We start from the raw sequence: 12,920 nt of genomic DNA, 5'->3' as shown, positions 1-12,920 counted from the left end.
GCGTGCGAAGCCGCGCTAGATCAGCTCACGAACGGCCACGCCCGAAGGAATGGCCGCTCGGTCGATCTCCACGCGGTAATCCGCGAACCGGCGTGGAGCGCTGTCTGCATCGGCCTGTGCCGGTGTGATCCGGACGGCATCGAACAGCACATGCGCTGGTGCATTGCCCATGGCGCTTTCATGCTCGAACACGATCAGCTTGCGTGCCGCCATTTCGCCGCGTGCGGCCGAGCGGTCGTGTTCGAACATGTTGATGAGCGCGCGCCAGAACAGCTCCAGGTCTGCGTCGGAAAAGCCCGTGCGCTCGGCCAGCTTGGCCGAAACAAAACCGTGCGCGCGGTACAGCCCGTAGGGAATGATGTGCTTTCGACCCATGGTGCGGTTGTCGCCGCTCTGCGCCTCGGCCTCCTTCTCGGTGGTCACGGCCATGCGGGTGATCGAAATCTCTAGCGGCACCACGGGGTCGATGGAGGTGGCGAACGCCATCTGCACCGGCCCGCGCACCTGGCCCGCGTTGACACCCGTGGTCATCACCGCGCCGAAGGTGCGTACGTCGAAGAAGTTATTGCACATCCATTGCGTGATGGCGCGTGCTTTCTCTTCTTCCTTGGGCAGCTTCTTGTCTTCAGGTTTCAGCGACTGGGCATCGTAGGCTTTGCGGTGCTGGTTGTTGAGCACGGCCTTTTCCTGCATGTAGATGGCATAGCCCTCGTCGGCTGGTTTGTCCAGGCTGACGAAGTTGCGGATCTTGCGCTTCAGGCATACGTCGGTCACCAGGCCCCGGTTGGTCTCGGGGTCCAGGCGCGGCAGGTTGCCGGCGTCTGGATCGCCATTGGGGTTGCCGTTGGTGATGTCGAAAAGGTAGACGAACTCGTAGCGGTGGGCAATGGCGGTCATGCGGCGGCTCCCTCGGTGTTGTCGGTGTTGGAATCTGCGGTGTCTTGTTCGGCCTCCGTGCCGCCTTTGGTGAAACGGCTTTGGGACTGGTGGTAGTACCCGATGGCGAAGCGGCCCTGGTCCTCGATGCGCAGGCTGCGCGGGAACTGCTCCCCCAGGCCATCGACGATTTCGCGGATGTCTTTTTCCAGGTTCACGGCCAGGCCCGGCTTGTCCTTGCGCAGCTTGCCCAGGTGGTTCTGCGTATTGCGCAGCAGCACTGGAAAGACGGATGCCGGCGTGGCCGATGCCGCGCCGTAATACCGGTCGCGGATGGTGGCATTGACCTGGCCGCCGAGCGCGCTGCGCTGCACCGCTTCCAGCACAGCGAACAGGCGGCCCAGCCGGTAGCCTGGGTTTTCGGATTGCTTGTCGAGACTCACGGGAACCTCCTCCTTGTGGATGTGTGTGTGGATGCCCAGCCGCTTCTCCCGGGCCAGGATGCCTTTGCAGATCGCCGCGCGCAGGCCTGACAGGTTGCCGTCCGAGCGGATGCGCATGAGGGTGTTGGCCAGCAGGCTGCGCGGGTAGGGCCGGCCGCTCAGCACCGAGCGCATGAATTCGCCGGCCAGGTTGTTGAAGGCATCGTCCATCTTGGGCATGGCGCCTTCGCGGTTCGGTACCGTCGCAAGAATGACGCGGCGCGTGGCCGGCGCGGTCTTCCAGGGAACGGGTTCGATCCGAAAGTCCTGCGCGTGCTGGGCCAGGCGTTGGGCCAACATGCCCAGCGTGCCCGTCTCCCAGAAGCGGATGGAGATGCGCGAGGCGTTCGGAGCCAGCCCCAGCACGAACATGCGCGTACCGTCCTGCAGCTTTGGATTCAGTTCGCTCAAGGGGCGTCCCTTGGCGATCTGCTCCAGCACCTCACGCACCCGGGCCGCTTCCTGGGAGTCGTCCGGCGGCGCGTTGAGCAGCGACTCGAACGTCAGTTCGGCTTCCTGCGCCTGATCGGCATCGTCCGCCTCCGCCCAAAACACCACGCTCGCATCGCCGATCTGGATGCGCTGGCGGTTGTGCTCGCCGCGCCGCAGCAGGTGGTTGAGCACGGTGGTGTAGGCAAAGGCGGCCTGATTGGATACCGGTGCGTTCTCTCCTTGTACCTTGCCATACGAACTGAAAGCAGCATTCTCCGGATTGAACGACACGATGTTCGCCCCCGAAGTTTGGGCACCATTCACTCCTTTGATTGCTGGGTGCAAACGGGCGATGCCAAGGCGTTCGCCTGAAACCAAGCAGGTTGCGACCATTGGAGTGGCGCCCTCTTCTTTAGCCAACAGCTCGGCTCGCACAATCTTTGATGCTGGGCGCTCATGCAAATAAGTGGTCTCACCGTCCAACCGAAACACGAAGTTGGCATCCAGCATCTCGTCGCTGAACATCGGAGTTGTGAAGTAATCAGGGGTCCAAGCCGCAAGAAATTGCAAAAGTGCCCTTAATCCTGCGTCTCTGGTGTTGCTCAGAGATTCTTGATGTAGCAGCTTGAATGCTTGGTGTTCTTCACCGGCGCGCTTGCTTGTGGCGCTGACGCCGAGCACATAACTGGTTTTGTCCCAAAGAAAGTTGGATTTGATATCTGCAGTTCGCTTGGCAGGCTGTGGCGCAATCAGTGTTCTTGCAACCAGTTTTTTCCCGGAGGTGTCGCGGATGTCGTTCACATCCACCACGCGCCCATCAGGTGCCAGCAGAATCTCGTAGCTGATCTTCTCGGGGCTGTAGCCGAAGGGCGAGAGCCCCTCTTCGCCGCGCGCCAGCAGGCGCTGGTAGTAGGTGTTGAGGGCCTGCAGGATCATGCCTTGACCTCTTCGCTGTGCCAGGGCGGCACCTCGATCACGCCGTCCGCCATCTGTGCGCGGAAGAAGCGGGGCGACATGCCCCGGTCGAAATCGATGTCGTGCAGCGTCCAGCCCAGGTCGCGCGCCTCCTGCAGGCTTTCGTGCTTCTCGGGGATGGGGTCGCCGTCTTCGATCAGCTGGAAGTTCGCCGGAAACTCCCGCACGCCCATGCAGGGCTGCTGAAAGCACTGCCCCTTGCGTGCGCGGCGGTTGAAGATGTCCAGGTGCTTGCCGACCGAGTCCTCGGCACCGGCCTTGGGGGTGAGATCGAAGTGCGCTTCGATCACATAGGCCACGTCGCGCAGGATGGTGGCGGCGCGCTGCTGCCGGTCTTCATCGACGTAGTTCACCAGCCCCGCGGTGTCGCCGGCCTTCATGGCCTTGGTCACGCTGGCGGGGGAGAGCTTGCCGCCCACTTCGTTGCGCCGGATGGATTCGAAGCGGATGGGTTTCAGCACATGGATGCGGTCGACGTGCCATCGGATCGCCGGCTTCCAATGGATCGCATCGAGAATGCCGCGCGCGGCGGAGGGGGTGATGACGTCGTAGGAGACGCGTTCCACCTTCATTTCGGGGCGCGTAAAGCAAGCGCGTTCGCCCCAGACCTTGAGCTTCACTCCATATCCCATGGGCCCTCCCGGTTGTTTCATTGGATCATCGCTGGCCGCCCCTACAGCGGGCTTACCAGTTCAGGTGTTCGGTGCGGATGAATGCCGGGTGATCCCAGCTCAATCCAAATTGCGGGTCGTAGAGGCCGTCATGGGCGAGCACCATGAACTGGTCGCCCCATTTTTGAGGCGCGACAGGAATGACCGCGCCCGCGTTGTAGAGCGCCTCGAAGCCCTGGCGTGGCAGTTGCACCAGATAGGGCTGCAGCTTGCGCGCGAGGCCGACGCTGCCTTCGGCGTGCTCCAGGTCGCGCAGAAAGCCTTTGGCATCGTCGTCATACGGCACGATCACCGGCATCTGCACGCTGTCGATCATGCGGAATTTCGTGGCCAGCGTTTCCATGGGAAGGCTGTCGATGCGGCTTTCGCGCAGCAGGCCCATGAGGTCGGGTTTGTCGAGCGCATCGCCTCCCTTTTGCCAATACAACAGGGCGAAGTAGCGGCCGATGGCCTCGGGCGACAAAGGGTCGCCTGCGTTCTGACGCAGCACTTCGCGGGCGGCCTGGGCGTATTGCTTCAGTTCAGGCGGCGGGGCCCAGTCTTCGTTGGCGTTGGCAAACACCCGCACGTCGCTGGCGTCCAGGGGCCTGCCGCCTTCGCGGTTGCAGCGGCCTGCCGCCTGGGCGATGGAGTCCAGGCCCGCTTCGGCGCGCAGCACGGTAGGGAAGTCCACATCCACGCCGGCTTCGATCAAGCTCGTGCTCACCACCCGGCATGTCTCTCCAGCCTTGAGCATCTGCCGCACCTCGGCCAGCACGGCGCTGCGGTGTTTGGCGCACATCAGCGTGGTCAGGTGGCGTGCGCCGGGCAGATCGGCCATGGCCTGGTACACGGCCCTCGCATGGCGGCGGTTGTTGACGATGCACAGCACCTGTTTGCGCGAGCGCATCTCGGCGGCCAGCGCCTCGTCGCTCAGCGTGCCCACATGCCGCACCCGCACGCGTTCGAGCTGGCGGAACAGCCTGTCCGGCTCCGGCGCCAGCTCGCGCACGCCCGTGAGCCCGCCTTCGAACGCCGGCGCCTCCAGGGCGGGCTGCGTGGCCGTGCACAGCACCACGCTCGTGCGGTAGTTGCGGGCCAGCTCATCGATGGCGGCCACGCAGGGCCGCAGCAACTGCAGCGGCATGGTCTGCGCCTCGTCCAGGATCACCACGCTGCCCGCGATGTGGTGCAGCTTGCGGCACTGCGAGGGCTTGGCCGCGAACAGGCTTTCGAAGAACTGCACAGCGGTGGTGACGACGATGGGAGCATCCCAGTTCTCCATGGCCAGCCGCAGCTTCTGGACCGACTGGTACTTCTCGGGGTCATTGCGCGGGGGCGGCTGTTCCACGAAGGCGCTGTGGTGCTCCAGCACGGCCGCCTCGCCCAGCGGGCCCAGTGCCTTGCGGAACACGGCGGCGTTCTGCTCGACGATGCTGGTGAACGGGATCACGAAGATCACGCGCTGCAGCCCGTGGCGAATGGCGTGGTCAAGCGCGAACGCCAGCGATGCCAGCGTCTTGCCGCCCCCCGTGGGCACCGTGAGCGAAAACAATCCTGGCTCCTGCTCCGCCTGGCCCCGCACATGGCGCAGGATGTCGGCACGCAGGCGGTTCACGCCGCTATCGGGCTGGAACTGGCCCAGGAAGTGGTCGAGCTGCTCGCGCAGCGCCACGAGCGTGGGCGGCGCGCCGCCGCCACGGCGCAGGTCGGGGCGTTTTTCAGCGAGGTGGTAGAACGCCTCGGTATCGAGGAAGTCGGCATCCACCAGGCACGAGAACAGCATGCGGGCGAGAAACGCCAGCTGGAACGGATACCGGTCCTTGGCCTGCTGGCGGCCCTGGCCGCTGTAGGGCTTGAAGCCCGCAGGCACCCCGAGGCGAGCGGGCAAGGGGATATCCTGTTCCCAGGCGGGGTGCAGCGCCGGCAGGTCGGACGACAGCCGGTCGGCCAGGGCCGTGCGCTCGCCCTCGCCCTGCCCATTGGCCAGCCCTGCATGGTGGCCGGCAATGCCGTAGGCCAGCAGTTGCCCCATGTCCCCCAGGCGCTCCTGCGCGATGCGTGCCCCCCAGGTGGAGTGGTCCACACGCAGCGGACTGCCGCGCAGCCTTTCCTGAAAGGGCTCGGTGTACTTGCCCAGGTCGTGCAGATGACCGATCACCCGGGCCAGCGCCTCACCGCCGAAAACAGCCGCGAATTCTCCGGCCCCTCGGCCCACGGCGTGCAGATGGTCCGGCAGGGGCTGCCAGCCTTCCCGGTCCGCGCTGCCGGTGGAATGCGCATAAAAGCGCGGCGTGCCAGTGCCTTGCTCTGGGTCGTTCAATGGTTTGTCCTCCCTTTGGATCGGTGGCCGCAGTCCTTTATGGATGAGCTGTCGGCGGAGGCATTGTGGCGGTTGTGTGTGGCGGGCTGCCTGCGGGATTTCCCTTTGGTGCGCCTTCTCGGTCACGTCCAACGACTGAACTGCGCCGCAACCGGGCCTGCGTCGCCAGCCCCCGGATGCCCCTAAGCCACACCTAAGTCTCGTTGCCCAAACTGCCCCCCATGCAACGACCCAACGAAAGGACTGCCATGAACTCCGTTCTATCGACCCCCCGCCGCCTGACCCTGGCCCTGCTCACTGCCGGCGCCATCGGGGCCACCGGCGCGGGGCTGGTGACCAACATGCATTCCAGCCGCGCCGCCGTGCCGCCCGCCGCTGTGCAGCCGGCGGCCATGCCGTACACGGGCGGCGTGACGGCGCCGGACTTCGCGCAGATCACCGTGCGCAACGGTCCGGCGGTGGTCAACATCAGCGTGAGCGGTACCACCAAGACGTCCATGACCGATTCGGACGACGACGATGACGAGACCGCGGCCCACCCGCGCAGCGGCGCGCAGGGCATCGACCCCAACGATCCGATGTTCGAGTTCTTCCGCCGTTTCGGCATGGTGCCGCCCGGCCTGCAGGCCCCCGGCCGCCAGCGCGAGGTGCCCACGCGGGGCGAGGGATCGGGCTTCATCGTGAGCGCCGATGGCGTGATCCTCACCAACGCCCACGTGGTCAAGGGCGCCAACATGGTCACCGTGAAGCTGACCGACCGGCGCGAGTTCCGGGCCAAGGTGCTGGGCTCCGACCCCAAGACCGACATCGCGGTGCTCAAGATCGACGCGAAGGACCTGCCTGTGGTGCAGCTGGGCAGCACGCGCAACCTGGCGGTGGGCGAGTGGGTGCTGGCCATCGGTTCGCCCTTCGGCTTCGAAAACAGCGTGACGGCCGGCGTGGTGAGCGCCAAGGGGCGCTCGCTGCCCGACGACAGCTACGTGCCCTTCATCCAGACCGACGTGGCGGTGAACCCCGGCAACTCGGGCGGCCCGCTGTTCAATGCGCGCGGCGAGGTGGTGGGCATCAATTCGCAGATCTACAGCCGCTCGGGCGGCTACCAGGGCGTGTCGTTCTCCATCCCGATCGAGGTGGCCGCCAAGGTCAAGGACCAGATCCTGGCCACGGGCAAGGCCAGCCACGCGCGCCTGGGCGTCTCGGTGCAGGAGGTGAACCAGGCCTTTGCCGATTCGTTCCAGCTCGACAAGCCCGAAGGGGCGCTGGTGGCCGGCGTGGAAGAGGGCGGCCCGGCCGACAAGGCGGGCCTGAAGTCGGGCGACGTGATCCGCAGCGTGAACGGGCAGCCCATCGTGGCCTCGGGCGACCTGCCGGCCATCGTGGGCCAGGCGGCGCCCGGCACGCAGGCGCGGCTGGAGGTGTGGCGCCATGGCAAGCGCGAGGAGTTCACCGCCACGCTGGGCGATGCGAGCGAGAAGGCCACCAAGATCGCCAGTTCGGAAAAGTCGAGCGGCAAGGGCCGGCTGGGCCTGGCGCTGCGGCCCCTGCAGCCGCAGGAGCGTCGCGATGCCGGCGTGGACGGCGGCCTGCTGGTGGAGGATGCCCGCGGCCCCGCCGCCCTGGCCGGCGTGCAGCCCGGCGACGTGCTGCTGGCCATCAACGGCACGCCGGCGCGGGGCGTGGAGCAGGTGCGCGAGGCGATGGCCAAGGCGGGCAAGTCGGTGGCCCTGCTGATCCAGCGCGACGGCGACAAGATCTTCGTGCCGGTGCCGCTGGGCTGAAGCCCCGTCCTGCGCGGCGGCATTGGGCCAGCCGCTATGCTTGGCGGCCATGGACGCCGCCGCCTGTTCGCAACCCCCACGCACCCGCGCCGCTGGCGCTGCGATTGCCGCAGCCGCCGCCGGCGCGGTGGCGTTTGAGACCTGAAAAGAAGAGGAGGGCCGCCCCATGCGCCTGCTGCTCGTGGAAGACGACACCATGATCGGAGAGGCCGTGCACGATCTGCTGCGCGCCGAGCATTACGCGGTGGACTGGGTGCGCGACGGCGAGATGGCCGATACCGCCCTGCGCACGCAGACCTACGACCTCGTGCTGCTGGACCTGGGCCTGCCCCGGCGCGACGGCCTGGCGGTGCTGCGCGACCTGCGCGCGCGCAAGGACCGCACCCCGGTGCTGGTGGCCACCGCGCGCGATGCGCTGGCCCAGCGCGTGGAGGGGCTGGACGCCGGCGCCGACGACTACGTGCTCAAGCCCTACGAACTCGACGAACTGCTGGCCCGCATCCGCGCCCTCACGCGGCGCGCGGCCGGGCGGGCCGAGCCGGCCTACGAGCACAAGGGCGTGCGGATTTTGCCGGCCACGCGCGAAGTGACGGTGAACGGCGCGCCCGTGGTGCTGTCGGCGCGCGAATGGGCCGTGCTGGAGCCGCTGCTGGCGCGCCCGGGCATGGTGCTGTCGCGCACCCAGCTCGAGGAAAAGCTCTACGGCTGGAAGGACGAGATCAGCAGCAACGCCGTGGAGGTGTATGTGCACGGCCTGCGCAAGAAGCTGGGCGCCGAGCTGGTGCTGAACGTGCGCGGCGTGGGCTACATGGTGCCCAAGGCATGATGCCGCCCGCCGCCCAGGACCCGCCCCACAGCCAGCCCCCGGGCCCCGGCGGGCCGGCGCCGCGCGCGGGCGCACCGGCGCATTCGCTGCGCGCGCGGCTGCTGTGGTTCCTGCTGGCGGCGATCGTGTGCACGGCGCTGCTGCAGATTCTCCTGTCGTACCGCTCGGCGCTGTCCGAGGCCGACGAGATCTTCGACTACCACATGGAGCAGATGGCGATGGCCCTGCGGCCCGGCCTGCCGGAGGTGCCGGCCAACGCGCCCGGACCGCTGGTGCACGACGACGAGAACTACGAGTTCGTCGTGCAGGTCTGGTCGGCCGAAGGCTTGCGCGTGTTCGAGTCCGCCGTGGGCGCTGCCCTGCCGCAGCGCGCGGTGCTGGGCTTTTCCAAGGTGAAGGCGCACGGCACCACCTACCGCGTGTTTTCGGTGCAGACGCGCTCCCAGGTCATTCAGGTGGCGCAGGACATGGCCGTGCGCAAGGCGATGGCGCGCGACCTGGCCTTGCGCACGGCCGGGCCCATCGCGCTCATGGCACCGCTGCTGGCGCTGGCCGTGTGGTGGGTGGTGAGCGGCTCGCTCGCGCCGGTGGAGCGCGTGCGCCGCGAGGTGGCGCAGCGCCAGGCGGACGACCTCTCGCCCGTCGACGGCGATGCGCTGCCCGCCGAGGTGCAGCCGCTGGTGGACGAACTGAACCTGCTGTTCGCGCGGGTGCAGCGGGCTTTCGAGGCGCAGCAGCACTTCGTCGCCGATGCGGCGCACGAGCTGCGCTCGCCCCTGGCCGCGCTCAAGCTGCAGGCACAGGGGCTGCTGCGCGCGCCCGATGCCGAGGCGCGCGGCGTGGCCGTGGCCCGCCTGTCGGCCGGCATCGACCGGGCCACGCGGCTGGTGGAGCAGTTGCTGGCCCTGGCGCGGCAGGAATCCAGCGTGGCCGCCGGGGCGCCCGCGCAGCCCGTGGTGCTGGCCGACCTGGCGCTGCAGGCCGTGGCCGATGCGGCGCCCGCCGCCCAGCAGCGCGGCATCGACCTGGGCCTGGCCCGGGCGGATGCCACCCCCATCGCGGGCCATGCCGAGGCCCTGCGCATCCTGCTGCGCAACCTGGTGGACAACGCGGTCAAGTACACGCCCGACGGCGGCGTGGTGGACGTGCATGTGATCGCGGATGCGCCCGCGAACGGCGCGGAACCGGGCGGCGACGTCACCCTGGTGGTGGACGACAGCGGCCCGGGCATCGGCGAAGGCGACCGCGAACGCGTGCTGGGCCGGTTCTACCGCGCGCCGCAGGCGGCCGAGGGCGGTGCGCAGGTGCCGGGCAGCGGGCTGGGGCTGGCGATCGTGCAGTCCATCGCGCGCATGCACCAGGCGCAGGTTGCCCTGGAGGGCTCGCCGCGCCTGGGGGGCTTGCGGGTGTCGGTGCGGTTCGATGCGCTGGCGGGGGCCGCACCCTCCGCGCCGGCCCCGCAGGCGCCATCGGCCGGGGACGGCGCTTGACCGGCTTCGCCATCCTGTCGGGCCTGGGCCACGCGGTGTTCGTGGCGGTGGGCCTGCTGATCTACGTGATGGGCACGCGCATCGGGCGCCAGCGGCGCCACCCCTCCGCCGCGGTGGCCTGGGTGCTGGCCATCGTGGCCTTTCCGTACGTGGCGGTGCCGCTGTTCGTGCTGTTCGGCGCCCGCAAGTTCGCGCGGCCCCTGCGCCGCCCCCGCAAGGCGCAGCAGGAGACCGCCGCGGCCGCCGCGCAGCCCGCCGGCCCGCCCTGGGCCGCGCGGCTGCTGGCCAGCATGGAGCTGGAGCCGGCCGTGCGCAACGCGCGCGTCGTGCTGCACGCCGACGGCACGCAGGCCCTGCGCACGCTGCTCGCGACCATCGCCTCGGCGGGGCACCGGCTGGACGTGTGCACCTTCGTCTTCGGCGAAGACCCGGTGGGCCGGCAGGTTGCGCGGGCCCTGGGCGAATGCGCGCAGCGCGGCGTCGCCGTGCGGCTGCTGCTGGACGCGGTGGGCAGCCTGGCCACGCCCGGCGCGCTGGTGAAAACGCTGCAGGCGCAGGGCGTGCAGGTGCGCCGCTTCATGCCCATGCTGCACAACCCGATGCGCGGGCGCACCAACCTGCGCAACCACCGCAAGCTGGTGGTGGCCGACGGCGAGCGGCTGTGGAGCGGCGGACGCAACCTGGCCTGCGAGTACTTCCTCGACCAGCCCGGCCACCCGGCCTGGATCGACCTGAGCTACGAGGTGCACGGCCCCCTGGCCCTGCAGGCCGCCGCGCAGTTCGAGGCCGACTGGAGCACCGCGAGCGGCCGCCTGGTGCGCGCCGCGCTGCCCCAGCCGCTGCCGCCGGGCCCGCCCGATGGCCCGTTGGCCCAGTGGGTGCCCAGCGGACCGGACCACGCCGACGACACCGTGCATGCCCTGCTGCTGGCCGGCGCCTACCACGCGCAGGAGCGCATCGTGGCGGTGACACCGTATTTCGTGCCCGACGATGCGCTGCTGGACGCCTGGTGCATGGCCTGCCGCCGCGGCGTGCGCGTGAGCCTGCTGGTGCCCTGGCGCTCCAACCACCGCCTGGCCGACTGGGCCCGCGAGCGCGCCCTGCGCGAACTGGCCCAGGCCGGCGCCGAGGTGTGGCTCGCACCGGGCATGGTCCACGCCAAGGCCGTGCTGATCGACGACGACCTGGCCCTGTCCGGCTCGCTCAACCTCGACGCGCGCAGCCTGTTCCTCAACTACGAGGCGATGACGGCCTTCTACGGCCCGGCCGAGGTGCAGTGGCTCTCGGACTGGTGCGCGCGCCAGATCGCCCTGGCGCGGCCCTATGTGCCCCGGCGCCCGTCCTGGCCGCGCGACATCGGCGAGGGCGTGGTGCGGGCGGTGGGCTTTCAGCTGTAGGACGGCCGGTCGCCCGGCGCGGGGGCTCCCGCGCAGCGGTGTTTTGCTATTGTTTTTATAGCTTCATCGGCAATGAGTACTAGGGCATGAGGCGGTTTTTGTATCGAAACCGCCCGGCCGGCGCCCGGGCCGGCCGGTCTTGCGCTCACGCCCGGCCCGCCTTGCGCCGCAGCCGCCGCCAGCCGATCACCATGCCCGTGGCGCTCAAGGCCGCGCCCCCCAGGCCCAGCACCAGCATCACCGCGTCCCACAGCGGGCGCCGCTCCAGCAGCGGCACCCAGTCCCAGCTGTGCAGCATGGCGAAGAGCCAGCGGCTGGCGCGGCGGTGGCCATCCAGGCGGCCCAGCACGGCGCCGGTGAGCGGGTCCACGTGCACCCAGGTGGCGTGTTCGTCGGCGAACACCGCGCGCAGCACCGGCAGGGGTTTGGCGGGCGCACCCGTCATGGTGTGGGGCGCGCGGGCGTAGTAGTACAGGTCGTAGTGCGCCAGCGTGTCCACGCGCACCAGGGGCGCCGCCACCAGGCGGGCGATGGCCTCGCGCAGCGCGGCGGCGTCGATGGCAGTGGTCGCGGCCGTGGCGGCATCGAGCACCTCGGGCGCGCCCTGGGCGGGCTGCGCCAGCACCAGCGTGCGGCCCGTGGCGCGCACCCAGCGCAGTTCGCGCGTGGTGCCGCCGGTCGGGGTGAGCAGCGCGGCCAGCGAGGCCGCGGGCGGGTGCGGGCCCTGCGGCGGGCCCACGGCCAGCGGCCCGCCCTGCAGCGCCGCCAGATTCAGCGGCGGCGCGCCGCTGTCGAACAGCTTCCACGGGTTCATCGACATGAAGCCGCTGAAGATCCACGCGATGGTCGCCGCTGAAAACACCAGTCCCAGCGCATGGTGCCAGCGCATCGCGGGCGTGGGGTAGGGCGTGCGCGCGCCGCTGCGGTAGCGCCCGCGAAAGCGCCAGCGCTGCAGGCCCACGACGGTGCCGGCCAGCGCCGCCAGCGTGCCGGCCACGGCGAGCGTGTTCACCGTGGCGCTCCAGTAGGGCTGCAGCGCGTTGCCCCGCAGCGGGTAGAGCCAGTGGATCCACGTGCCCACGTAGCCCCACAGGCGCTCGGTGCGCGGCGCATCGCGCACCACCTCGCCCGTGGTGCCGGACACGTAGAGCACGGTGCCGTCCGCATCGTGCAGCCGCACGCGGTGCAGCGGCCGGTGCATGTCCAGCCCGCGCGAATGGGTGAACGCATCTTCCTGCAGCGTGCCTTCGTAATCTGCGGCCACGCCGGGGCCGGCCCAGGCCGCGGCGCTGGCCAGCGCGCGTGGCGCATCCACCGCGCGCAGCACCTCGCCCGTCGCCGCGTCGATCACCGTGGCGGGCGAGCGGGGCGGCGCCCCTTCGGGCCGGACCAGGTACACCGCGCGCCCGCCGCTGGCCACCGCCAGGCGCAGCTCGGCCAGCGGCACCAGCGCCAGGCCGGCGGGCGCCAGCGCGGCGTCGGGCTCCCGCAGGCCCGTGCCGCTGCCCAGCGGCGGCAGGTGGGCGGTGCGCTCGGCCTCGGTGAGCTGGGGGTAGCCCACGTACATCATCACGATGCCGGAGACGAACCACATCGCGAAGAAGCCGCACAGCAGCACCCCCAGCCAGCGGTGGGTGAGAAACAGCCAGCGCTTGGCGCGCACAGGGCGGGTCCAGTCCATGGTGCGTTTC

The 12,920-nt window shown here is 69.5% G+C and carries 9 protein-coding genes; 4 read left to right on the top strand and 5 right to left on the bottom strand.

The window, feature by feature from the left end; all coding sequences use genetic code 11:
- Window positions 1-15 precede the first annotated feature (15 nt).
- The 4 genes from cas7c to AVMA1855_RS17075 are packed head-to-tail and all read right to left on the bottom strand — an operon-like array spanning window position 16 to window position 5,738.
- Window positions 16-897, bottom strand: a complete 882-nt coding sequence (cas7c, locus tag AVMA1855_RS17090) for a type I-C CRISPR-associated protein Cas7/Csd2 (protein ID WP_284426625.1) — start codon at window positions 895-897, stop codon at window positions 16-18.
- A complete protein-coding gene (gene cas8c, locus AVMA1855_RS17085) occupies window positions 894-2,726 on the bottom strand; it encodes a type I-C CRISPR-associated protein Cas8c/Csd1 (protein ID WP_284426624.1) in 1,833 nt (610 codons plus the stop codon). Before cas8c ends, cas7c begins: the two co-directional genes overlap by 4 nt.
- On the bottom strand, window positions 2,723-3,397 hold the full coding sequence (gene cas5c, locus AVMA1855_RS17080) for a type I-C CRISPR-associated protein Cas5c (protein WP_272565088.1): 675 nt from the start codon (window positions 3,395-3,397) through the stop codon (window positions 2,723-2,725). The genes cas8c and cas5c overlap by 4 nt, the downstream gene beginning before the upstream one ends.
- Window positions 3,398-3,449: 52 nt before the next feature.
- On the bottom strand, window positions 3,450-5,738 hold the full coding sequence (locus tag AVMA1855_RS17075; RefSeq protein ID WP_284426623.1) for a CRISPR-associated endonuclease Cas3'': 2,289 nt from the start codon (window positions 5,736-5,738) through the stop codon (window positions 3,450-3,452).
- A gap of 248 nt (window positions 5,739-5,986) precedes the next feature.
- Here AVMA1855_RS17075 and AVMA1855_RS17070 point away from each other — a divergent pair, with 248 nt between their 5' ends.
- The 4 genes from AVMA1855_RS17070 (at window position 5,987) to AVMA1855_RS17055 (ending at window position 11,229) form a co-directional block, all read left to right on the top strand.
- Complete coding sequence (locus AVMA1855_RS17070) at window positions 5,987-7,516, top strand: DegQ family serine endoprotease (RefSeq protein WP_284426622.1); 1,530 nt, start codon at window positions 5,987-5,989, stop codon at window positions 7,514-7,516.
- Window positions 7,517-7,682: 166 nt separating this feature from the next.
- Window positions 7,683-8,342, top strand: coding sequence for a response regulator transcription factor (locus tag AVMA1855_RS17065; protein WP_272565085.1), 660 nt, complete (start codon window positions 7,683-7,685; stop codon window positions 8,340-8,342).
- Window positions 8,342-9,832 carry an ATP-binding protein gene (locus AVMA1855_RS17060; RefSeq protein ID WP_502870346.1) on the top strand — a complete coding sequence of 497 codons (1,491 nt, stop codon included), beginning with the start codon at window positions 8,342-8,344 and terminating at the stop codon, window positions 9,830-9,832. The genes AVMA1855_RS17065 and AVMA1855_RS17060 overlap by 1 nt, the downstream gene beginning before the upstream one ends.
- Window positions 9,829-11,229: a phospholipase D-like domain-containing protein gene (locus AVMA1855_RS17055; RefSeq protein WP_284426620.1), complete on the top strand. Its 1,401-nt coding sequence runs from the start codon at window positions 9,829-9,831 to the stop codon at window positions 11,227-11,229. Before AVMA1855_RS17060 ends, AVMA1855_RS17055 begins: the two co-directional genes overlap by 4 nt.
- 145 nt (window positions 11,230-11,374) lie before the next feature.
- On the opposite strand, the gene AVMA1855_RS17050 is transcribed toward AVMA1855_RS17055, so the two are convergent.
- Window positions 11,375-12,910, bottom strand: coding sequence for a PepSY domain-containing protein (locus AVMA1855_RS17050; RefSeq protein WP_284426619.1), 1,536 nt, complete (start codon window positions 12,908-12,910; stop codon window positions 11,375-11,377).
- Window positions 12,911-12,920 lie beyond the last annotated feature (10 nt).

It is taken from the genome of Acidovorax sp. SUPP1855, assembly GCF_030158955.1.
Lineage (GTDB): Bacteria > Pseudomonadota > Gammaproteobacteria > Burkholderiales > Burkholderiaceae_C > Paracidovorax.
Note: the sequence above shows the minus strand (reverse complement) of the source record. Positions and strands in the feature narration are given on the sequence as shown.